The organism is Pseudomonas baetica (genome assembly GCF_019733355.1).
Taxonomy (GTDB): Bacteria; Pseudomonadota; Gammaproteobacteria; order Pseudomonadales; family Pseudomonadaceae; genus Aquipseudomonas; species Aquipseudomonas baetica_A.
In genome coordinates, this window is record NZ_JAIHLQ010000003.1 from 164,852 (window position 1) to 186,658 (window position 21,807).

The following is a 21,807-nucleotide window of genomic DNA, read 5'->3' on the forward strand; positions in this document are numbered from 1 at the left end:
CAGACCCTGTGCGGCTGAACAACGTGTCCGCACCTGCTTTCAAGGATTTCAGCGCTTATGTTCGAACTCGACCACGACCTCGCCCAAGACATCGTTGACCGGGCCATGGCCATTTTGCCCTACAACGTCAACGTCATGGACAGCCAGGGGTTGATCCTTGGCAGCGGCGAACCGGAGCGCATCAACACCCGTCATGAAGGTGCGCAACTGGTGCTGGCGAATGGTCGGGTGGTGGAGATCGACGGCCCGACTGCCCTGCATTTGAAAGGCGTGCAGCCTGGCATCAACCTGCCGCTGCTGCTCGATCAACGCTTGATCGGCGTGCTTGGCATCACCGGCGAGCCGGAGCAATTGCGCACGTACGCCGAACTGGTGCGCATGACGGCGGAAATGCTGGTGGGCCAGCGCAATCAGCAGGCCGAACAGCAATGGCGCCGTCAGCGTTGCGATGATCTGTTGGCGTTGTTGCTGAGCGAAGCGGGGGATTCGCCGCGCTTGGTCGACGAGGCGCAGCAGATGGGGCTCAAGCCGCAATTGACCCGCGTGCCGTATCTGTTCGAGTTGGGGCAGGAACATGGGCCGGGGCAAACCGTCGAGGCGCTGAGTGCCTGGTTGATGTCGCGTTACCCGGATAGCTGGTGCGTCAGTTCGGCGAAGTCGTCGCTGCTCTGGTGTCGGCCGGCGAGCCAGAGCATGGAGCATGATCGTTTGCTGGAGAAGCTTGATGGCCTGGGCTGGAATATTCTGCGCATCGCCGTCGGCGGGCAGGCGGATGGGCTGGTCGGGTTGCGTCGTTGTTATCGACGGGTTGGCGATTTGCTCGCTTATGGCCGTGAGGTGCTGCCGCACTCGCGATTGCTGATCCTCAATCGTTATCGGCTGCCGGTCATGTTGTGGCGCCATCGCAACGATGATGCGCTGGACGAGTTACTCAAACCGCTGCGCAAAGTCATCGCCAAGGACGGTAACGGCCAGTTACTGGCGACGCTGCGCAGTTGGTGTGAACACGATGGGCAGAGTCAGGCGTGTGCCGATGCGCTGGGGATTCACCGCAATAGCCTGCGCTATCGGATGGAGCGGATTGCCGAGATCAGTGGAGTGGACCCGTTACGGCTGGAGGGGATGCTGGCGCTGTATCTTGGCGTGCAGCTTTTGCCGCAGACAGACCCGGGTTAGTCGCTGATCTCAATGACGCCTTCGCGAGCACGTCTTCATGGCTTTTGTAGAAATGAACAATAAACGCCCGCGCCCATTGTGCGGCGGACAGGCGTCAATGCGCATGCCGACTGGCAGCATGAGGGGCATTGGAACTGGAGAATTCACATGAAGATCGTCATCGCCCCCGATTCGTTCAAGGACAGCCTGAGTGCCCAAGGCGTCGCCGAGGCCATTGCGCTGGGGCTGGCGCAAGTCTGGCCGCACGCCACGCTGGTCAAATGCCCCATGGCTGACGGCGGCGAAGGCACGGTCGAGTCGATTCTCGCCGCGTGCGAAGGCGAGTTGCGCCGCACCCGCGTGCGTGGCCCGTTGGGCGCACCGGTTGACGCGGCGTGGGGCTGGTTGCCGCACAACCACACGGCGATCATCGAAATGGCCGAGGCCAGCGGCCTGCAATTGGTGCCGCCGGGGCAGCGTGATGCGTGTATCAGCAGCACCTTCGGCACCGGCGAGCTGATTCGCGCCGCTCTGGATGCAGGGGCACAACGGGTGATCCTGGCGATTGGCGGCAGTGCGACCAATGACGGCGGCGCCGGGGCAATGCAGGCGTTGGGGATCAAACTGCTTGATGCACAAGGGCAGACGCTGGTGCCGGGCGGTCTGGCGTTGGCGCAATTGGCGCGGCTGGATCTCACTGGCCTGGACGAGCGTCTGGCCGAGGTGCGTTTTGACATCGCGGCGGACGTCAACAACCCGCTGTGCGGCCCCCACGGTGCTTCGGCGATCTTTGGTCCGCAGAAAGGTGCATCGCCTGCGCAGGTTCAACAACTGGACCTGGCCCTTGGGCACTACGCCGAACTTTGCGCGCAGGCGTTAGGCAAAGACGTTCGCGATGAACCGGGCAGCGGGGCGGCGGGTGGCTTGGGTTTTGCCGCCAAGGCATTTCTCGGCGCGCAATTTCAGGCGGGCGTTGAGGTGGTCGCCGAGTTGGTGGGGCTGGCAGAAGCGGTAAAAGGCGCCGATCTGGTCATCACCGGCGAAGGGCGTTTCGACGCGCAGACCTTGCGCGGCAAGACCCCGTTCGGCGTGGCGCGGATTGCCAAACAGCACAAGGTGCCGGTGATCGTCATCGCCGGGACATTGGGCGAGGGTTATCAGGAGCTCTACGCCCATGGCATCGATGCAGCATTCGCTGTGACCAGTGGCCCGATGACGCTTGAAAATGCCTGCGCCGAAGCGCCTCGGCTGTTGCGTGAGCGTGCCACTGATATCGCGCGTGTCTGGCAACTCTCCAGCCAACGCTGACCCACTCTGGAGCCACCTTCGGCTGCTCCGCAATCAGGGTGTGCACACTGCTTCAGTTGTGTAACACCCTGAAAAATATTTACGCTTGACCCAAAATCTTCCTAAAGCCTGGCCGATATAACCAATAGGCGCGCACAAGAACATCAACCCCCGTGACGCCGGACTGAAGCCTGCTCCACAGGCCAATGATCACGGCAAGGACGCTCGTAGTTTCTATCTTTCGAGAGTCCATCTATGTCCTTGCGTAACCTGAATATCGCGCCCCGTGCTTTCCTCGGTTTTGCCTTTATCGCCTTGCTGGTGATTGTGCTCGGCATGTTCGCCGTCAATCGCATGTCGACCATCCGCCAGGCCTCCATCGACATGGACACCAACCAACTGCCGAGCGTGACGCAGCTCGGCGTAATGACGGAAAACGTTCTGCGCCTGCGGATTCTGTCGTTCCGCGTGTTGGTCAATCGCGAACCGGCCGGTTTACAGGAAGCACAGACCCGCATTGCTGTGCTGGTCGATAAAGTCCGCAGCGCCCAGGCCGCCTATGCCGCGCTGCCGGCAGGCACAGAAGAGCGAGCGCTGTATCAGACCTTCACGGCGACGCTGGACAACTATCTGCAAGCGCAAAACCAGATGTTGGAGCTGTCCCGTCAGGACAAGCTCGATGAATTGCGCACGCTGATCAACACGCGGATCAAGGACGGCACCGACCGGATGGGCGAGCAGCTCAACAAACTGATCGCGATCAACGGTGCAGGGGCGAAAGCAGCCTCCGAGCAGGCCAGTGACCATTACGACAGCGCCATCACCGGCATCATCATTGTCGCGGTCGTTGCCGCGCTGGCGACCGTGTTGCTGGCCTGGCTGCTGACCCGCAGCATCGTCACACCGCTGAACCGCGCAGTGGCGGCCGCGCAAACCATCGCCGGCGGCAACCTCACCACCCTCATCGAAGTCGATGGCAAGGACGAACCGGCGCGCCTGCTCGAAGCCCTTGTGGCCATGCAAACGAACCTGCGTAAAACCATCGAGCAGATTGCCGGTTCCGCCACACAGTTGGGGGCCGCCGCCGAGGAACTCAGCGCCGTGACCGAAGAGGCCTCCCGTGGCCTGCAACAGCAGAACAACGAAATCGAACAAGCCGCCACCGCTGTCAACGAGATGACCGCCGCTGTTGAAGAAGTGGCGCGCAATGCCGTGTCGACCTCCGAAGCCTCGAACCAATCGACCCACGCCGCGCGCGAAGGTCGCGATCAGGTGGTGAAAACCGTCGACGCGATCCAGACCATGACCCACGACGTGCAGAACACCGCGCACATGGTCGAAGGCCTCGCTGCACAGGGGCGCGACATCGGCAAAGTGCTCGACGTGATCCGCGCCATCGCCGAACAGACCAACCTGCTGGCTCTCAACGCAGCCATCGAAGCGGCACGTGCCGGTGAGGCCGGACGCGGTTTCGCCGTGGTTGCCGACGAAGTGCGAGCGCTGGCCCATCGCACGGCGCAGTCGACACAGGAAATCGAAAAAATGGTTGCCGGCATCCAGAACGGCACTGGCGAAGCGGTTTCGTCGATGCAGCAAAGCAACCAGCGCACCCAAACCACGCTGGAAATGGCCCGCGCCGCCGGTGTGGCACTGGAGCAAATCACTCAGTCGATCCACCAGATCAACGAGCGCAACCTGGTGATCGCCAGCGCCTCGGAAGAGCAGGCGCAGGTGTCCCGTGAAGTTGACCGCAATCTCGTCAACATCCGCGACCTGGCCACGCAATCGGCTGCAGGCGCCAACCAGACCAGCGCCGCGACCCACGAACTGTCGCGTCTGGCGGCGGATTTGAACGCCATGGTGGCGCGTTTTGTGATTTGAGATAGGGTGAAGGCTGGAGACCGCGCCATCAGGAGACGTACATGCGCTATTCAGCCTTGACCCAACGAATCGCCGGGGAGGGTGCAGCGGCTTGGCAGATTCACGACCGAGCGCTGGCGTTGCGCGCCGAGGGTGTCGATATCTTGCTGCTGAGCGTGGGCGATCCGGATTTCGATACGCCGTTGCCCATCGTCCATGGCGCCATCGACAGTTTGCTGGCAGGTGATACCCATTATTCCGAAGTGCGCGGCCGCTTGGCGCTACGCCAGTTGATTGCCGCACGCCATCGGCGGCGCAGTGGTCAAGCGGTCGATGCCGACCATGTGATTGTCATGCCCGGCGCGCAATGCGCGGTGTATTCGGTGGCGCAATGCCTGCTCGATCCGGGTGACGAGGTGATTGTCGCCGAGCCGATGTACGTGACCTACGAAGGCGTGTTTGGCGCCTGTGGCGCGACGGTGGTGCCGGTGCCGGTACGGCCGGAAAACGGCTTTCGCGTAGACCCCGCCGATGTCGCCGCACGCATCACCCCCAAGACCCGCGCCATGCTGCTCAACAGTCCGAACAATCCCAGCGGTGCCAGCCTGCCGCTGCTGATCTGGCAGGAACTGGCGACCTTGTGCATTCGTCACGATTTGTGGCTGATCAGCGACGAGGTCTACAGCGAACTGCTTTACGAGGGCGAGCACGTCAGCCCGGCGAGCCTGCCGGGCATGGCCGAGCGCACCGCGACGATCAATAGCCTGTCCAAATCCCACGCCATGACCGGCTGGCGCATCGGCTGGATGATCGGGCCGAAATCATTGGCTGAGCACTTGGTAAACCTGTCGCTGAGCATGTTGTTCGGCTTGCCGGATTTCGTCCAGAAAGCCGCGCAAGTGGCGCTGGAAACGGATTTGCCCGAAGTGACGCAGATGCGCGAGGAGTATCGCCTGCGTCGCGATCTGGTGTGCGAGCGGTTGCGCGGCTGTCCGGGTTTGCAGCCGATCCGGCCGGATGGCGGGATGTTCGTGATGGTCGATGTCCGCCAGACCGGGCTCGGCGCGCAGGCGTTTGCCGAGCGGTTGCTGGAGGGCTATGGCGTGTCGGTGCTGGCCGGTGAAGCCTTCGGGCCGAGTGCGGCGGGGCATATTCGCATCGGGTTGGTGGTGGACAGGGTGAAACTGGCCGATGCCTGTGCGCGGATTGCCCTGTGTGCGGCGCAGTTGTTACAGATGCGCCGTGCCTGAGGGGTTTTGTGTTGTCTGAACGGGCCCCTTCGCGAGCAAGCGCGCTCCCACAGTGGCGTGCATTTCAAATGCGGGCTCGCTCGCGAAAAGAGGGTGTCAGGCGACAGTTTTTTCAGCCTTGCCAGGCCAATGGATTGACCAGATTCAAAGGCTTCTCCCCACTCAACGCCAGCAACAGATTCTCCACCGCACGGCGCGCCATCGCCTCGCGTGTCTCGTGGGTCGCCGATCCCATATGCGGCGTGGCGACCACATTATTGAGCTGCAACAACGGCGAGTCCTGATTCAACGGCTCACGCTCGAACACATCAAGGCCCGCCGCGCGAATTCGGTTATGCCGCAGTGCATCGATCAGCGCCGCCTCATTGACCACTTTGCCCCGGGAGATATTGATGAAGATGCTTTCCGGGCGCATCAACGCGAACTGTTCAGCGCCGATCAGCCCTTCGGTCTGCGCCGTCAGCGGCAAGGTCAGACAGATGAAATCGGCTTGCTTCAACAAGTCTTCAAGGCTGCGGTACTGCGCATCAAAGCGATCCTCGACTGCCGGCTTACGCGACTGGCTGTGATAGATCACCGGCATGCCAAAGCCGAAATGTCCGCGCTGGGCCAATGCCTCGCCAATGCGGCCCATGCCGATGATGCCCAGCGTCTTGCCGTGCACATCGGTGCCGAAATGTGCCGGCCCGATGCTGCGCTGCCATTGGCCGCTGCGCACCATGTTCGCCAGTTCCACCACCCGCCGGGCAGCGGCGAGGATCAAGGCGAAACCGGTGTCGGCGGTGGTTTCGGTGAGTACGTCCGGGGTGTTGGTCAGCAGGATCTTGCGCCGCGTCAGGTAGTCGATGGCGTAGTTGTCGACGCCCACCGAGACACTGGCAATCGCCTCCAGTTGCGGCGCCAGATCCAGCAATGCGGCGTCGAGTTTCAGGCTGGCACCGAGCAAGCCGTGGGCGCGGGGCAGGGCGTTGCGCAGTTGCATGAGTCCGTCGGCGTCGAGGCTTTCAACCAACGTCACTTCGACGTGTTCTTGCAGGCGCGTCATCAGCGCCGGCGAAAGTTTCTTGTACAACACGACCTGTTTTTTCATGGCAAAAATCTCTTCAGGAATGAGCCGGCACCGGACGCTTGGCCACGGCTTTGGGCGCGACGCGATCACTGGCGCCGGGCTTGAGGAAAATCGTCAGCACCACCGACAGCATGAGCGCGCCGCTCATCAGCAGGTACGAAGCACCGGGTGAACCGGTCGAGCTGTTCAAATAACCAACCAGATAGGAGCCGCCGAACGAACCGAGCGCGCCCATGCTATTGATCAGCGCCATCGCGCCACCGGCAACGTTGGCCGGCAGAATTTCCGGCACGATTGCGAAGAACGGCCCATAGGGTGCGTACATGCACGCGCCGGCAATCACCAGCAGCGTGTACGACCACCAGAAATGATCGGCACCGAGCACGTAGGAACCATAAAAGGCAATCGAGGCGATCAGCAGCGGCGGCCAGACGAAACGTTTGCGCTTTTGCAATTTGTCCGAGCCCCACGAGACGGCGAGCATGCCAATTACCGCCGCCAGATACGGCAGCGCCGACAGCCAGCCAGCCTCAATCATGTCCATTTGCGCGCCGGCCTTGAGGATCGACGGCAGCCACAGCACAAAGCCGTAGACGCCAATGCTCCAGCAGAAAAACTGCAGGGCCAGAATGATCACCTTCGGCGACCGGAACGCCTCGGCGTAGTTCTTCACCGCTTTGATGCCGACCTGTTCGGCGGCCAGGGCGCTTTCCAGATCCTGTTTTTCCTGGTCGGTAAGCCACGTGGCCTGGGCCGGACGATCATCGGCCAAACGCCACCAGATAAACGCCCACAGCACCGCCGGCAAGCCTTCGATGATGAACATCCAGCGCCAATTGAAATGCTGCACCAAATACCCGGAAACCACCGACATCCACAGCATCGTCACCGGGTTGCCGAGGATCAGAAAGGTGTTGGCGCGCGAGCGTTCGGCACGGGTGAACCAGTGGCACAGGTAAACCAGCATCGCCGGCATGACCGCCGCTTCGACAACGCCGAGCATGAAGCGGATGACGATCAACCAGTAGGCGTTGGAGACCACGCCGGTCAGCGTGGCGAGGCCACCCCAAAGGATCAGACTGACGAAAATCAGTTTCTTCACGCTGTGTTTTTGCGCGTAGATGGCACCCGGGACCTGGAAGAAAAAGTAGCCGAGGAAGAACAGCGCGCCGAGCAGCGAGGACAGGCCCGGCGTGATCATCAGGTCGGCGGCCATGCCGGACGCGGCGGCGAAACCGTAATTGGCGCGATCGAGGTACGCCAGGCTATAGGTGATGAACACGATCGGCATGATGTACCACCAGCGGCGGGCGGCGAGCGTTGCGGTTTTCATGGTGTTGCTCCTGAGCTTGTTGTTTTTGTCGCAGCAGGTTCAAATTTTTACGCTGATCAAGCGTGCCTCTTCGCGAGTAGGCCCGCTCCCACAGTGGAATGCGTTTCATATGTGGGAGCGGGCGTGCTCGCGAAGGCGGCTTCAAATTCAGTACAGAGTTCAACTCGAGTCGGCAGCCCCTCCATATCGCCGCGACTCTGCACCGCCCGACTGCCAATCCAGTTCGCACGCTGCACCGCCTCGGCAAAACTCTGATGTTCCAGCAGGGCACTGATCATCCCCACCGCAAAGCCATCGCCGGCACCCACCGTGTCGATGACAGTGGCCACCGGCACCCCGGCGACAAATCCCTGATCCAGATGCGTGCGGTAATAGGCACCCTCTGGGCCAAGCTTGATCGCTACCGCCTCAGCACCTTGATCCAGATAAAACGCCGCAATGTCCGCAGGGGCGTCGAGACCGGTGAGCAAACGACCTTCGCTCAACCCCGGCAGTACCCAATGGGCGAGGGCGGCGAGGCGGTTGATTTCGGTGATCATCTCGCCCTCACTGGCCCACAGGCTCGGGCGCAGATTGGGGTCGAACGACACGCTACGCCCGGCATTGCGCATGCGGGTCATCAACTCAGCGGACATCTCTCGCGCCGATGCCGACAGCGCTGGCGCAATGCCCGTCGCATGAAGATGCCGGGCGTTCAGCAGGCTTTCGGTGATTGAACGTGGCGACAGATAACTGGCCGCCGAGCCTCGACGGAAATATTCGACGTGCGGGTCGCTGCCATCGTCGGTGCGGGACTTGAACTGGAAACCAGTGGGGTGCGCCTTGTCGACATCAACATGGCTGCAATCCAGACCTTCCTTGATCAAGGTCTCGACCACAAAGCGTCCGAGCGAATCGTTGCCGACCCGACTCAGCCAAGCCACATTGAACCCCAGCCGCGAAAGCCCGATTGCCACGTTGCTATCGGCTCCGGCAATACGTTTATGGAAGTGCTCGACCGCCGCCAGATCACCGCATTGCTCGGCCACCAGCATCGCCATGGTTTCGCCAAACGACAGAATATCGATCTCAGACATGAGCAGGCTCCAGACGGCATTGGCCGAGACGGGCGAGGGTGGCGACGTGTTCGCGGGTCAACTCGACCAGATCATCACCCTGCAATGGATACTCGGCCGCGCGCATAACGCCTTGAGCCATGTGCCTCAGCAGTTGTTCCCACAAATGCAGATCGCTCGCGGCGGGCGGCACTGACACCAGTTTGCCGTCGGGGCGGCGGGCCACGGCTTTGCAATGCACATAACCAACGTGGCGACCGAGCAGGCGCGCGGCGCAGGTGGCGGACTGGTCTTGCCACTGCCAGTTGCCGATGTCGAAGGTCATTTTGATCGGCAGGTTGTGTTCTTCGACGGCAGTGAAGAACCGCTGAAACGGCTCGATCCGCCCGCCGTGCAGAGTCTGGTCGTTCTCTACCAGCAACTGCACCTCGCTATTGCTGAGCAATTGCTTAAGGGCTGACAGATCGCAGTTGTCGGTGAAGTAGCCGAGTGAAACTTTCAGCCACTTCGAACCGAACGCCTCGGCGTGTTGCAGGGCAGTAATCAACTCCGGGTTGGGATGGGACTGGCCGGCCAGCCACAGTTCGGTCGGCGACGAATAGATGCTTTGCAAACCCAGCGCCTGAGTGGCGGCGCTCAACTGCACGGGTACTTCACGGGTCAGCAATTCCTCGCGCCACTCGATGCGATCAGCTCCGGCGGCAGCCAATACGTCGATAAAAAAATCTTGCCCGCGCAGGCGTACAAGCTCGGCGCCGTAGCTGGACAGGCTGATGGAAACAGCAGGTCTATTCATTGTTGTGTACCTCTGAAACCGGTTTCATTTTTGTTTAAATTTTTTTCAGATGTTTCTCTGTTGTTCCTTCGGGCTCTTTCGCGAGCAAGCCCACTGCCACCCTGGAATGCGATCCCATTGTGGGATCGGGCTTGCTCGCGAAGAGGCCAGATCAGTCACCGCAAAGTCCCGAGGGTCGAACCCCGCTCAACCAGCACCGGCGCAAAATCCAGCACCCGCGCCGCTTCATCATTCCCACGCAAACGCTTGAGCAAACACTCAAACGCCCGCGCGCCAATCTCCTCCGTCGGTTGGGCGAGCGCAGTGATCCCGCTACCCACCAATGGATACCAATCCAGATCATCCAGGGCGATGAGCCCGACATCCTCGAACAGCCGCGAACCGATCGTCCGCAACGCATGGGTCGCCGCCAGCGCCGCCACACCGTTGGCGCAGAACAGCGCCTTCGGCCTGGTATCTGGCGTGTTTAGAAAAATGTGAAGCTGAGTGGCCAAATCGTTGCCGGTTTCCAGCACCGCCCCGGTCAAATCGGAACGTTGAGCAATTTGCGCCTGAAAACTGCTGACTCGCTCGATCCGCGAACTGGTGCCGTCATAGGGTTCGGTGACCAGCAACACATCGCGATAGCCACGCTGCTGAAGATGGGCTAGGGCCATTTCAACGGCTTGCGGGTTGTTTAGTCCGATCATGTCGCTGTCGAGCCCCTCGACCTTGCGATCCACCAGCACCAGCGGCATCTCGCGGTGCAACTCGTGCAATTCGTCACGGTGATGGCCGAGGGTGTTCACGATCAGTCCTTCGATGTTGTAAGAGCGCAACAACGCCAGATGCTGGCGTTCCTGCTCGTCATCGCGGTCGGTGTTGCACACCACAAGGCTGTAGCCATGCGCACGGCAGGCGGTTTCCACCCCGTGCATCACAGCAATCGAATAAGGGTTGCGGATATCGGCCACCAGCATGCCGATCAGGCGTGTGCGTCCGCGTTTAAGGCCGCGGGCCATCTGATTTGGCCGATAGCCGAGTTCGCTGATTGCCTGCTCGATACGCAAGGCAATGGCATCGGAGAGCAGGGCGCGGTCATCGCCGATGAAGCGCGAGACGCTGGCCTTGGAAACACCGGCGCGCTCGGCGACGTCGAGCATGGTGACGCGGCTGCGCTGGGCGGTGGAGAAGTCGTTCACGGTCTGAAACCTTGTTATTGGATTTATAAGGTTCAGTCGCTTGAGTGGCGCTGAAACCGGTTTCAGGAGACACCAAAAACAAATCTTCCGTCAAGTAAATGATCGTGCGACATCCATCAAGCGCCGAAGAGCGGCACCCGGATCAAGCATGTCAACACGGTGGTCAGCCAAACAAACCTGCGGCGATATTGATCGAAAATCCGAGAATTGCCGTGTTGAACACAAACCCGATCAACGACTGCGCCAGTACGATTTTGCGCATGTCCCGCGTTGCCACGCCAACATCGGCTGTCTGTACGGCCACGCCGATGGTGAACGAGAAATACAGAAAGTCCCAATAGTTGGGCGTTGTCAGCCCCTCGGCAAACCGCAGCGCGGGTTCCTTGCCGTCCCAGGTGTAATAAAGCCGTGCGTAATGCACACAGAAAATTACCCCGATCAACAACCATGAACCGATCACGGTCAGTGCGGTGAACCCGTATTGCATGAGCTTGCGCGTGGTTTCCAGATCCTTGCTGCCGGCCAGTTCCAAGGTGATGGTGGCGAGGCTCGCGAGTGCGGCGATGCACACCACGAACAACACCAGGCCGGCGTTTTCATCTTCGACTTCGGCGATGCGTTTGACGTCTGGGGCCTTGGCTCGCGCGGCGAGCCATAGCATCAGGATCAGGTACGTCCAGACACCAGTGTTCCAGCCGATGAGGATTTTGCTGACGATCGAGTCAGCCGGCGCCAGAAGACCGGTGGTGAGGCCGAGCAGTGCGGCGGCAGACAGTCGAGGGTGGGTGCGGGCGAGAAAGCGCATGAGGACTCGATGGGCCAGGGTGTTTAGTCACCTTAGCCTAGCGTTGTTGGGCATGACCACTGACTGACGTTAACGCAGATTTTGTGGGAGCGGGCTTGCTCGTGAATGCAGTACATCAGAGACCAAAAATCCTGTCTGAAAGCGCCCATTCGCGAGCAGCCCGCTCCCACAATGGGTCAGTGGTGCTTGCTGAATTTCTGTACGAGCTTCATGACGACGACGAAGAACACCGGGACGAAGATCACAGCCAGCGTCGCCGTGATCATCCCGCCGATCACCCCGGTGCCGATCGCTTGCTGGCTCGCCGAGCTGGCACCGGTGGCGATGGCCAGTGGCACCACGCCGAGGATAAACGCCAGCGAGGTCATCACGATCGGGCGCAGACGCAGGCGCGCGGCTTGCAGTGTCGCGTCGATCAGGTCGTGGCCTTCGTCGTACAGGCTCTTGGCGAACTCGATGATCAGGATCGCGTTCTTCGCCGATAAGCCAATGATCGTAATCAAGCCAACCTTGAAAAACACGTCGTTGGGCATCCCGCGCAGCGTCACCGCCAATACCGCACCGAGCACGCCAAGTGGCACCACCAGAAGCACCGAGGTCGGAATCGACCAGCTCTCATACAGCGCCGCCAGACACAGGAACACGATCAGCAGCGACAAGCCGAGCAGCATCGGCGCCTGACTGCCGGATAAACGCTCCTGCAACGACAGGCCGGTCCATTCCTGGCCTAAACCCTTCGGCCCTTGCGCGACAAGACGTTCAACCTCGGCCATAGCCTCGCCGGTGCTGTGACCGGGTGATGGCTCGCCGGAAATCGCAATCGCCGGGTAGCCGTTGTATCGGGTCAATTGCGCCGGGCCCTGAATCCACTTGGCTTGCACAAAGGCTGACAGCGGCACCATGTTTCCGGCGTTGTTGCGCACGTGCATTTTCAGCAAGTCATCGACCTGACTGCGTTGGTCGCCTTCAGCCTGTACGACGACACGCTGCATCCGTCCCTGATTGGGGAAGTCGTTAACGTAGGCCGAGCCTACAGCGGTGGACAGCACATTGCCGATGTCGGCGAACGAAACGCCCAGAGCGTTGGCCTGCTTGCGATCCACCTCAAGCTGCACTTGCGGCGCTTCGGCCAGCGCACTTTCGCGCACATTCATCAGCACTGGGCTTTTCTCGGCGGCCGCGAGCAATTCGGTACGCGCCTGCATCAACGTCGCGTGGCCGAGGCCGCCGCGATCCTGCAGACGGAACTCGAAACCGCTGGACGTACCGAGGCCGTCCACCGGCGGTGGCAGCACCGAGAACGCCACGGCATCCTTGATTTGACTCAGCGCGATGTTGGCGCGGTCGGCAATCGAGCTGGCCGAATCATCGCTGCTGCGTTGCGACCAATCCTTCAGCGTGGAAAACGCCAACGCGGCGTTCTGTCCGCTACCGGAGAAACTGAAGCCGAGAATCACCACGCTGTCGCTGATACCTGGTTCGCCGGCGTTATGCGCTTCCAGCTGTTCGGCCACTTGCACCGTGCGGTTCTTGGTTGCGCCCGGCGGCAATTGAATGTCGGTGATCGTGTAGCCCTGATCTTCCACCGGCAAAAACGAGGAGGGCAGGCGCATGAAGCAAATACCCAGGCCAACCAGCAACACGACGTAGATCAGTAGATAGCGCCCGGTACGCTTCAGCGCATAACCGACCCAGCCTTGATAACGATTGGTCAAATGCTCGAAGCGGCGATTGAACCAGCCGAAGAATCCGGCCTTTTCATGATGCTCGCCCTTGGCAATCGGCTTGAGCAGCGTGGCGCACAATGCCGGCGTGAGGGTCAGGGCAAGGAACGCCGAGAACAGAATCGACGTCGCCATCGACAGCGAGAACTGTTGATAGATCACCCCGACGGAACCCTGCATGAACGCCATCGGGATGAATACAGCCACCAACACCAGCGTGATACCGATGATGGCGCCGGTAATCTGCGTCATCGCCTTGCGCGTGGCTTGCTTGGGCGACAAACCTTCGGTGGCCATGATTCGCTCGACGTTCTCCACCACGACAATGGCGTCGTCCACCAGAATGCCGATGGCCAGCACCATGCCGAACATGGTCAGCACGTTGATCGAGAAACCCAGCGCCAGCATGGTCGCGAAGGTGCCCATCAGCGCGACCGGTACCACCAGCGTCGGGATCAGCGTGTAGCGCACGTTCTGCAGGAACAGAAACATCACTGCAAACACCAGGAGCATCGCTTCGCCGAGGGTGTAAACCACTTTGGTGATCGAGACTTTGACGAACGGCGAGGTGTCATACGGGATGTTGTATTCCACGCCGGCCGGGAAGTAGCGCGACAGCTCATCCATCTTCGCCCGCACCAGTGTCGCGGTGCTCAGCGCGTTCGCCCCCGGCGACAATTGCACGCCAACGGCGGTGGAAGGCTTGCCATTGAGACGCGTACCGAATTGGTATTCCTGACTGCCGATCTCGACCCGCGCCACGTCTCTGACGCGCACGGTGGAACCGTCGGGGTTGGCCTTGAGCACGATGTCGGCGAATTCTTCAGGCGTCGACAACTGACCTTTGACCAGAATCGTTGCAGTGATTTCCTGGCTGGAAGGGTTCGGCAGATCGCCGATGCTGCCTGCCGACACCTGGGCATTTTGCGCAACGATGGCAGCGTTGACGTCGGCCGGGGTCAGGTTGAAACCGATGAGCTTCTGCGGATCGATCCAGATACGCATGGCCCGTTCAGCGCCATACAACTGAGCCTTGCCGACGCCGTCCAGACGCTTGATCTCGTTCATTACGTTGCGCGCCAGATAATCACTGAGCGCCACGTCATCGAGCTTGCCGTCGCTGGACGTCAGGCTGATCAGCAACAGGAAGCCGGAGGACACTTTCTCCACCTGCAAACCTTGCTGGTTCACCGCTTGCGGCAGGCGCGACTCGACGACTTTGAGGCGGTTTTGCACGTCGACCTGCGCCAGTTCCGGGTTGGTTCCCGGTTGGAACGTGGCCTTGATCGTCGCGCTACCGAGGCTGCTTTGCGATTCAAAGTAAAGCAGGTGGTCGGCGCCGTTGAGCTCTTCCTCGATCAGGCTGACCACGCTTTCATCGACGGTTTGCGCCGACGCGCCGGGGTACACGGCATAGATTTCGATTTGTGGTGGCGCGACGTCGGGGTACTGCGCCACCGGCAACTGGGGGATGGCCAGCGCGCCGGCCAACAGGATGAACAGTGCAACCACCCAGGCAAACACCGGGCGATCGATAAAGAACTGCGGCATATAAAAGCGTCCTGCTTACTGACCAGAGGTCTGGGCAAGTGGAAGAGGGGTGTCGTCGATCTGTACTTTCTCGCCGGGGCGGGCGTGTTGCAGGCCTTCGATGACAATGCGGTCACCGGGTTTAAGGCCGCCGGTGACGATCCAGCGATTGTTTTGCACCGCGCCCAGTTGCACCGGTTGCTCGGCCACGCGCATTTGCTCGTCGACCGTCAGCACCTGAGCAATGCCGGCGCTGTCACGCTGCACGGCGCGTTGCGGCACGGTGATGCCGTTCGGGATCGTTGCCTGTTCCAGACGCACGCGAATGAAACTGCCAGGCAGCAGGTCGAGGTCTGGATTGGGGAATTCGCTGCGCAGGATGATCTGGCCGGTGCCCGGATCAACGGTGATGTCGCTGAACAAGAGTTTTCCCGGCAACGGATACAGACTGCCGTCATCCTGAATCAGCGTGGCTTTGACCTCGTCCTGGCCGACTTCCTGTAATTGCCCGGAACGGAACGCGCGGCGCAATTCATTGAGCTCGCGGGTCGACTGGGTGAGGTCGGCGTAGATCGGGTTGAGTTGCTGAATCAGCGCCAAGGGGGTGGTCTCGTTCTGCCCGACCAGCGCGCCCTCGGTGACCAGCGCGCGGCCGATACGCCCGGAAATCGGCGCGGTGACGGTGGCGTAGCCGAGGTTCAGCTTCGCGCGCTCCACCGCGGCTTTGTTGGCGGCGACATCGGCGGCAGTCTGTCGGGCATTGGCGCGGGCGTTGTCGTAGTCCTGAGCGCTGATGGCTTTGTCGTCGATCAACTGCGCGTAGCGCTGCTCCTGCAGTTTGGCCTGGAATGCATTCGCTTCAGCTTTGCGCAATGAGGCTTGGGCGCTGTCCAGATCCGCCTTGAACGGTGCCGGGTCGATGCGGAACAGCACGTCGCCCTTTTTTACGTCGCTGCCTTCGTGGAAGGTGCGTTGCAGCACCACGCCGGGTACTCGGGCACGCACTTGGGCAATGCGTGGCGCGGCGATGCGGCCGCTGAGGTCGTTGCTGATCGACAGGGGGCGGGCTTCGATGGTCTCGATGCGCACGGTGGCTGGCGGGGACTGTTCTTCGGCGTTCGTAGAAGAGTCACAGGCGCTCAGCGTGAGCGCCATCGCGATCAGGCCGAGACCGGCCAGCAGTTTGTTGAACATTTACCACCCCCAATATTGATGCCCGCATCCTACGGGCAGTTGCCGAGAGTAGCGGTGAAGCTTTGTAGGCGCTGTGTGAAATTGTGTAAGGGTTTTACTCAGGAATGGGCGAGGGCGTATATCCTTTAGGCCTTGAAATTTATTGCGACAGATAAACCGCTTTCGCTCGCAAGCTCGCTCCCACAGTGGTCGGTGGTGCTCACAACATTTGTGTTTCCATCAAATCCCTGTGGGAGCGAGCTTGCCCGCGATGAGGCCCGACCCGTCGCCACAGCTCTTTTTGGAACACCCCCATGCCCAACATCCTCCTGGTCGAAGACGACACCGCCCTCGCCGAACTGATTTCCAGCTACCTTGAACGCAACGGCTATTCCGTCAGCGTCATTGGCCGTGGCGACCATGTGCGCGAACGGGCGCGGGTCAATCCGCCGGATCTGGTGATCCTCGATCTGATGCTGCCAGGGCTCGATGGCCTGCAAGTCTGTCGTTTGCTGCGCGCCGACTCGGCGACGCTACCGATCCTGATGCTTACCGCGCGCGACGACAGCCACGATCAGGTGCTGGGCCTGGAAATGGGCGCCGACGATTACGTCACCAAACCCTGTGAACCACGGGTGCTGTTGGCTCGGGTGCGCACGTTATTGCGCCGCAGCAGCCTTGGCGAGCCGTTGACGGCCAACGACCGCATCCTCATGGGTAACCTGTGCATCGACCTGTCGGAACGCACCGTGACCTGGCGCGAGCAGCCAGTCGAGTTGTCCAGTGGCGAGTACAACTTGCTGGTGGTGCTGGCGCGACACGCCGGCGAAGTGCTCAGCCGCGACCAGATTCTGCAACGTCTGCGTGGCATCGAGTTCAACGGTACTGACCGCTCCGTGGACGTGGCGATTTCCAAGTTGCGACGCAAGTTCGATGACCATGCCGGTGAGGCCCGCAAGATAAAGACCGTGTGGGGCAAGGGTTACTTGTTCAGTCGCTCTGAATGGGAATGTTGATCTGATGTTTCGCATCCTGTTTCGTCTCTATCTGGTGACGATTGTCTCGTACAGCGCAGCGATCTATCTGGTGCCAGACCTGGTGGTCATGGCTTTCAGGGAGCGGTTCGTCACCTATAACCTTGATTTTTCCCGTGGTCTGCAAACGCTGATCACCAAACAGTTTCATGCGGTGCCCAAGGCGCAATGGCCCGTTGTGGCGGCAACCATGGACAAAGATTTCCAGCCGCTGCACATCGTACTGGCGCGCATCGACGATGCCGACTTCACCGCCATTGAGCGAAAGCGATTGCAGCGCGGCGAGAACGTGGTCCGCATCGGCGACTGGGGTTGGCGTACGCTCGCAGTCACGCCGCTTGACGACACCTCTGTGGTGCAAATGGTCGTGCCGCCGGACCCGCTGGACGTCAATCTGTTGTACTGGAGCATCAACGTATTGGTCGGCGCCACGCTGCTCGCCTGCCTGTTGATGTGGTTGCGCCCTCACTGGCGTGATCTGGAGCGCCTCAAAGGTACCGCTGAGCGTTTTGGTAAAGGCCATTTGAGTGAGCGCACAAAAATTGCCCCGAGTTCGAACATCGGCAGCTTGGCCAATGTGTTCGACACCATGGCCGGCGACATCGAGAACCTGCTCAACCAGCAGCGCGATCTGCTCAACGCGGTCTCCCACGAATTACGCACGCCATTGACGCGCCTGGATTTCGGTCTGGCCCTGGCGCTGTCCGACGATTTGCCAGCCACGAGCCGCGAGCGTTTGCAGGGATTGGTTGCGCACATTCGTGAGCTGGACGAGCTGGTGTTGGAGTTGCTGTCTTACAGCCGCCTGCAGAACCCGGCGCAGTTGCCCGAGCAGGTCGAGGTGTCGCTGGATGAGTTCATCGACAGCATTTTGGGCAGCGTCGACGAAGAACTGGAGTCGCCGGATATCGTCATCGATGTGTTGCTGCACGGCCAGTTGGAACGTTTTTCGCTCGATCCTCGATTGACCGCAAGGGCCATTCAGAATCTGCTGCGCAACGCCATGCGTTATTGCGAAAAGCGTATTCAGATCGGCGTGCAGGTTAACGCTGCCGGTTGTGAGATCTGGGTGGATGACGACGGCATCGGTATTCCCGACGATGAGCGTGAGCGGATTTTCGAACCGTTCTATCGACTTGATCGCAGCCGTGATCGGGCCACGGGTGGTTTCGGCCTTGGGCTGGCGATCAGTCGCCGCGCATTGGAAGCGCAGAGCGGTACATTGACGGTCCAGTCTTCGCCGTTGGGTGGGGCGCGATTCCGCCTGTGGCTACCCACCAATGCCTGATCCTCAAATGCCTGTAGGAGCTGCGTGCTGCAGTTCCTACCGTTCATAACAGGTCGGTCGATTGAATCAACCCGACCCCGGCGCCTTTCATGCGATCCATCGCTGAGGCCAGTGATCCATCCAGATCAATCGCGCGGCAGGCATCCAGCACCACAAAAGTATTGAACCCCGCCGCCCGCGCATCCAGTGCCGAGAACATCACACAAAAATCCAGCGCCAGGCCAACCATATACACCGTATCGATGCCGCGCTCGATCAGATAACCGGACAAACCCGTGGTGGTGCGTCGGTCTGCCTCGAGAAACGCCGAATAGCTGTCGATGTCCGGATTGCAGCCCTTGCGGATGATCAATTGGGCGTGGGACAGGTCCAGTTCCGGGTGGAACTCGGCGCCGGGTGTGGCTTGCACACAATGGTCGGGCCAAAGTGTCTGCTCACCGTACGGCAGTTTGATGACATCGAAGGGTTGACGGCCGGGGTGGCTGGAAGCGAATGAGACATGACCCTTCGGGTGCCAGTCCTGGGCAATGACGATCTGTTTGAAACCGCCGGCAATTCGATTGATCAGCGGTACAATCTGGTCGCCTTCAGGCACCGGCAATTGACCGCCGGGGATGAAGTCGTTTTGAACGTCGATCACCAGTAATGCAGTGCGAGAGGAAATCGGCATCGGTTAAATACTCCTTGGAAGATGACTTTCCAGCATAGAAGTGGTTTTTCTCATACCGCTAAACGACTTCTCAACAAATTTGCCTTTTCTTCGAGCCCTTCGGCGGCGTCTCGGCCGATCAGCATCCATGCATGTTCTTGCTCGGTCCAAAACACCACGTTCATCTCATGCCGACGTTCATGTTGCAACGGACGGCTGCCGCTGTTCGAACGCGTGGCACACAGGGCGAGCGGCCCATGTTTCCCATCCAGATAGACGATCTGCGCAATCGGTACGCCGTCGTACTCAAGCATTTGTGCGCGTTTGAGTTCAGCGCCGGGCAGTTTCAATGCGGCTGGCGAAAGGCTCAGGCCAAGTCTCGCATCAATGCTGCGCAACTGCGCGCGTTGTGAGGCCTCATCAGTGGGCAAGTGCTCTAGCGTCTGCGTCACGTAAAGCGCCATGTAGTCGCCGACCACACCGCGCCAGTTATGCGCTTGCTGCGCCTGCCAGCCGAGAAACAAACGATCCGTCAGCACGCCACCGGTCACCAGTGCGGCTGCCGCCGCGCCGATGAACCAGCGTCGGCTCAGCCCTGGCTTTTGCGGCGAGGGGATGGCATCGAGCCGCGCTTGCAGTCGATCCAGTGGCGCCTGTTGCGCAAGTTCATCGTAAGCATTCTTGAACGGCAGGCTGCTGCGGCTCAGCCACTGCACGCGCAGGTTGAGCAGCGGATCGTCGGCAATGGCGTGGTCGAGTTGGCGGCGATAATCCGGGTCGAGTTCATCGTCCAGATACGCCACCAGTTGCTCATCCGAAGGTGTGTTCACGAGCGGTCTCCTTCGGTGGTTTTCGGCACTGATTGCAACGGCGGGTATTCGGCGAGTTTCAGGCGCGCGGTCGCCAGGCGGCTCATCACCGTGCCGATCGGCACTTGTAGAATCTGCGCCACTTCGCGATAGGACAGGCCCTCGACGTAAGCCAGATACACGGTTTCGCGCTGGGCTTCGGGCAACGCATCGACCCGGCGGATCACCTGCGCCGCCATGACGTGGGTCTGCGCTGCGTACTCGCCATCGAACGCCAGTTGCCCATCGGCATCGACCTGGCCCGAACCCTGACGCACACGTCGGGCGCGCACTTCGTTGAGCCAGATCGAATGGAGAATGCTCAGCAGCCAGTGATCCATCCGCGTGCCGGCCACGTACTGCGCAGAACGCTCAAGTGCCCGCACGCATGTGGCCTGCACGAGATCCTCGGCCACATGCCGATTGCGCGACAGCAACAAACCGTAGCGCCATAGTCGCGCCAGGTGCTGCCCGAGTTCTGTTCTGAATGCCTGATCGCTGACGATGATCGCCTCCGCTAATTGATGCTCAGGTTTTCGATGAATTGTTGATGGCTTCAGCCAAGTCCTGATACTCCTCGCAAGGCGTGCCGCAAATCGATTTGATCTGCTGCAACTGTTCCTGCGCCAGATCGACGCGACCTTTGATCACATAGGCCTCGCCGAGGTATTCGCGCACTTGCGCGTACTGCGGATCGAGTTTCACCGATTGCAGGTAATAGCCAATACCTTCATCGGTACGGCCCAGTTTGCGTGTGGCGTAACCGCGATAGTTGAGGGCCTTGGCGGTGTTCGGTTGTTTCAGGGTGTCGAGCAGCGCCAGCGCTTCGTCGTAGCGACCGTCCTTGGCGAGACGATAGGCGTAATCGGTACGATCGGCGTCGGGCAACAGACTGCTGGTTTGCAATACACACTTCTGCGTTTTGCTGTCCCGGACCTGGCCTTCGGGGCATTCGGGTTTCTTGACCGGTTCCTCTTCATCGCCATTGGCAAATGCCAAATGGCTGGACAGGGCTGCGGTCAGCAGCAAGGGCGCGGCGAACATAACGGAACGGATAGTCATGGGCAAGGCTCCACAGAGGGTTGTGTCTGACTTTGAACACCACAGAGCGAAATTTTATTCATTGCTTTGTCAGTGACTGTTCAAGGTAGGCCTAAATTCGGGCGCTATGCTTATGGGCATCTGCCGTTGATCCGAAGCTTTGACGCAAGGAGAGTAGTCATGAAAGATCAGGTCCATCACTGCGCGGCAGGTCAGTGAATGGCTGACCGCGACGCTGGGCCTTGATGGGCATAAAACCGTGATTGACGCTGAAACCTTTGTGAATTGCCCGCAAACGCTGGTTGAGCATCAACACCAAATCCGGTTCAGCTCAGTTGAGCCGCCTCGACAATTTTCTTCCGCTGCCGAACCCCACGAACCACCAGATACAACAAAGGCCCAACCGACACGAAAACCGCCGTCAACAGCAAGTAAGGCACCACCGACCAACCTGACTGCCCACGGGCCTTGGCATCCTTGATCATCCAAACGCCGGCCAGTGTCGCCAGCACATACAAATCAATCACCACCTGCGCGGTATCCGGGTGCGACATCAGGCTGATCCCGAAGTTGATCAGCGACTGTTCAGCCTGAAGCATTACCGAAACCGTATAACCGGTAAACGCGAGCAAAGCGGTGAGGGGCAAAGCGATAGACATCATGCGTTCGTTCCTTGAAGTGATGAGGGCAATCGCCAGCCTAGCGTTGCCACGCAAAATTGGCCATTGA

At 60.3% G+C, this 21,807-nt stretch carries 19 protein-coding genes; 6 read left to right on the plus strand and 13 right to left on the minus strand.

Annotated elements, in window-relative coordinates:
- Positions 1–57: 57 nt before the first annotated feature.
- The 4 genes from K5E40_RS04210 (at position 58) to K5E40_RS04225 (ending at position 5,552) form a co-directional block, all read left to right on the plus strand.
- The gene (locus K5E40_RS04210; RefSeq protein WP_221729766.1) at positions 58–1,176 is read left to right on the plus strand and encodes a sugar diacid recognition domain-containing protein; all 1,119 of its coding nucleotides are present in this window, start codon (positions 58–60) and stop codon (positions 1,174–1,176) included.
- A 147-nt stretch (positions 1,177–1,323) separates the two neighbouring features.
- The gene (locus K5E40_RS04215; protein WP_221729767.1) at positions 1,324–2,463 is read left to right on the plus strand and encodes a glycerate kinase; all 1,140 of its coding nucleotides are present in this window, start codon (positions 1,324–1,326) and stop codon (positions 2,461–2,463) included.
- 234 nt (positions 2,464–2,697) lie between these two features.
- The gene (locus K5E40_RS04220) at positions 2,698–4,323 is read left to right on the plus strand and encodes a methyl-accepting chemotaxis protein (RefSeq protein WP_221729768.1); all 1,626 of its coding nucleotides are present in this window, start codon (positions 2,698–2,700) and stop codon (positions 4,321–4,323) included.
- Between the two features lie 41 nt (positions 4,324–4,364).
- On the plus strand, positions 4,365–5,552 hold the full coding sequence (locus K5E40_RS04225; protein ID WP_221729769.1) for a pyridoxal phosphate-dependent aminotransferase: 1,188 nt from the start codon (positions 4,365–4,367) through the stop codon (positions 5,550–5,552).
- A gap of 112 nt (positions 5,553–5,664) precedes the next feature.
- Here K5E40_RS04225 and K5E40_RS04230 read toward each other — a convergent pair whose 3' ends face one another.
- From K5E40_RS04230 to K5E40_RS04265, 8 genes are all read right to left on the minus strand, one after another.
- Entirely contained in the window at positions 5,665–6,642 is a 978-nt protein-coding gene (locus tag K5E40_RS04230) for a D-glycerate dehydrogenase (RefSeq protein WP_221729770.1), read from the minus strand.
- A 13-nt stretch (positions 6,643–6,655) separates the two neighbouring features.
- The gene (locus K5E40_RS04235; RefSeq protein WP_221729771.1) at positions 6,656–7,954 is read right to left on the minus strand and encodes an MFS transporter; all 1,299 of its coding nucleotides are present in this window, start codon (positions 7,952–7,954) and stop codon (positions 6,656–6,658) included.
- A 56-nt stretch (positions 7,955–8,010) separates the two neighbouring features.
- Positions 8,011–9,030: a sugar kinase gene (locus K5E40_RS04240; protein ID WP_221729772.1), complete on the minus strand. Its 1,020-nt coding sequence runs from the start codon at positions 9,028–9,030 to the stop codon at positions 8,011–8,013.
- Positions 9,023–9,805, minus strand: coding sequence for a sugar phosphate isomerase/epimerase (locus K5E40_RS04245; protein WP_221729773.1), 783 nt, complete (start codon positions 9,803–9,805; stop codon positions 9,023–9,025). Before K5E40_RS04245 ends, K5E40_RS04240 begins: the two co-directional genes overlap by 8 nt.
- A 155-nt stretch (positions 9,806–9,960) precedes the next feature.
- On the minus strand, positions 9,961–10,986 hold the full coding sequence (locus K5E40_RS04250; RefSeq protein ID WP_311775938.1) for a LacI family DNA-binding transcriptional regulator: 1,026 nt from the start codon (positions 10,984–10,986) through the stop codon (positions 9,961–9,963).
- 163 nt (positions 10,987–11,149) lie between these two features.
- Positions 11,150–11,791 (minus strand): DUF1345 domain-containing protein, encoded by a 642-nt coding sequence (locus K5E40_RS04255; RefSeq protein ID WP_221729774.1) that lies wholly within the window; start codon positions 11,789–11,791, stop codon positions 11,150–11,152.
- A gap of 176 nt (positions 11,792–11,967) precedes the next feature.
- Positions 11,968–15,066, minus strand: a complete 3,099-nt coding sequence (locus K5E40_RS04260) for an efflux RND transporter permease subunit (protein ID WP_221729775.1) — start codon at positions 15,064–15,066, stop codon at positions 11,968–11,970.
- A 15-nt stretch (positions 15,067–15,081) separates the two neighbouring features.
- Positions 15,082–16,239, minus strand: coding sequence for an efflux RND transporter periplasmic adaptor subunit (locus K5E40_RS04265; protein ID WP_221729776.1), 1,158 nt, complete (start codon positions 16,237–16,239; stop codon positions 15,082–15,084).
- Positions 16,240–16,532: 293 nt separating this feature from the next.
- On the opposite strand from K5E40_RS04265, the gene K5E40_RS04270 reads away from it, so the two are divergent.
- Positions 16,533–17,234: a response regulator transcription factor gene (locus K5E40_RS04270; protein WP_122607702.1), complete on the plus strand. Its 702-nt coding sequence runs from the start codon at positions 16,533–16,535 to the stop codon at positions 17,232–17,234.
- Between the two features lie 4 nt (positions 17,235–17,238).
- Entirely contained in the window at positions 17,239–18,540 is a 1,302-nt protein-coding gene (locus K5E40_RS04275; RefSeq protein WP_221729777.1) for an ATP-binding protein, read from the plus strand.
- A gap of 43 nt (positions 18,541–18,583) precedes the next feature.
- Here K5E40_RS04275 and pncA read toward each other — a convergent pair whose 3' ends face one another.
- The 5 genes from pncA to K5E40_RS04300 all read right to left on the minus strand — a co-directional run bounded on the left by pncA (position 18,584) and on the right by K5E40_RS04300 (position 21,740).
- Positions 18,584–19,210, minus strand: a complete 627-nt coding sequence (pncA, locus tag K5E40_RS04280) for a bifunctional nicotinamidase/pyrazinamidase (RefSeq protein WP_221729778.1) — start codon at positions 19,208–19,210, stop codon at positions 18,584–18,586.
- Between the two features lie 50 nt (positions 19,211–19,260).
- Entirely contained in the window at positions 19,261–20,019 is a 759-nt protein-coding gene (locus K5E40_RS04285; RefSeq protein WP_221729779.1) for an anti-sigma factor, read from the minus strand.
- Positions 20,016–20,546, minus strand: a complete 531-nt coding sequence (locus tag K5E40_RS04290; protein ID WP_401133173.1) for an RNA polymerase sigma factor — start codon at positions 20,544–20,546, stop codon at positions 20,016–20,018. Before K5E40_RS04290 ends, K5E40_RS04285 begins: the two co-directional genes overlap by 4 nt.
- Positions 20,547–20,565: 19 nt before the next feature.
- Positions 20,566–21,099 (minus strand): tetratricopeptide repeat protein, encoded by a 534-nt coding sequence (locus tag K5E40_RS04295; RefSeq protein WP_221729780.1) that lies wholly within the window; start codon positions 21,097–21,099, stop codon positions 20,566–20,568.
- A gap of 305 nt (positions 21,100–21,404) precedes the next feature.
- A complete protein-coding gene (locus tag K5E40_RS04300) occupies positions 21,405–21,740 on the minus strand; it encodes a DUF2834 domain-containing protein (RefSeq protein WP_221729781.1) in 336 nt (111 codons plus the stop codon).
- Positions 21,741–21,807: the final 67 nt, after the last annotated feature.

What these genes read in the sequence shown, in the direction of transcription:
- K5E40_RS04210 (WP_221729766.1), top strand. Translation starts at nt 58, where the DNA reads ATGTTCGAACTCGACCACGACCTCGCCCAAGACATCGTTGACCGGGCC.
- K5E40_RS04215 (WP_221729767.1), top strand. Translation starts at nt 1,324, where the DNA reads ATGAAGATCGTCATCGCCCCCGATTCGTTCAAGGACAGCCTGAGTGCC.
- K5E40_RS04220 (WP_221729768.1), top strand. Translation starts at nt 2,698, where the DNA reads ATGTCCTTGCGTAACCTGAATATCGCGCCCCGTGCTTTCCTCGGTTTT.
- K5E40_RS04225 (WP_221729769.1), top strand. Translation starts at nt 4,365, where the DNA reads ATGCGCTATTCAGCCTTGACCCAACGAATCGCCGGGGAGGGTGCAGCG.
- K5E40_RS04230 (WP_221729770.1), bottom strand. Translation starts at nt 6,642, where the DNA reads ATGAAAAAACAGGTCGTGTTGTACAAGAAACTTTCGCCGGCGCTGATG.
- K5E40_RS04235 (WP_221729771.1), bottom strand. Translation starts at nt 7,954, where the DNA reads ATGAAAACCGCAACGCTCGCCGCCCGCCGCTGGTGGTACATCATGCCG.
- K5E40_RS04240 (WP_221729772.1), bottom strand. Translation starts at nt 9,030, where the DNA reads ATGTCTGAGATCGATATTCTGTCGTTTGGCGAAACCATGGCGATGCTG.
- K5E40_RS04245 (WP_221729773.1), bottom strand. Translation starts at nt 9,805, where the DNA reads ATGAATAGACCTGCTGTTTCCATCAGCCTGTCCAGCTACGGCGCCGAG.
- K5E40_RS04255 (WP_221729774.1), bottom strand. Translation starts at nt 11,791, where the DNA reads ATGCGCTTTCTCGCCCGCACCCACCCTCGACTGTCTGCCGCCGCACTG.
- K5E40_RS04260 (WP_221729775.1), bottom strand. Translation starts at nt 15,066, where the DNA reads ATGCCGCAGTTCTTTATCGATCGCCCGGTGTTTGCCTGGGTGGTTGCA.
- K5E40_RS04265 (WP_221729776.1), bottom strand. Translation starts at nt 16,239, where the DNA reads ATGTTCAACAAACTGCTGGCCGGTCTCGGCCTGATCGCGATGGCGCTC.
- K5E40_RS04270 (WP_122607702.1), top strand. Translation starts at nt 16,533, where the DNA reads ATGCCCAACATCCTCCTGGTCGAAGACGACACCGCCCTCGCCGAACTG.
- K5E40_RS04275 (WP_221729777.1), top strand. Translation starts at nt 17,239, where the DNA reads ATGTTTCGCATCCTGTTTCGTCTCTATCTGGTGACGATTGTCTCGTAC.
- pncA (WP_221729778.1), bottom strand. Translation starts at nt 19,210, where the DNA reads ATGCCGATTTCCTCTCGCACTGCATTACTGGTGATCGACGTTCAAAAC.
- K5E40_RS04295 (WP_221729780.1), bottom strand. Translation starts at nt 21,099, where the DNA reads ATGACTATCCGTTCCGTTATGTTCGCCGCGCCCTTGCTGCTGACCGCA.
- K5E40_RS04300 (WP_221729781.1), bottom strand. Translation starts at nt 21,740, where the DNA reads ATGATGTCTATCGCTTTGCCCCTCACCGCTTTGCTCGCGTTTACCGGT.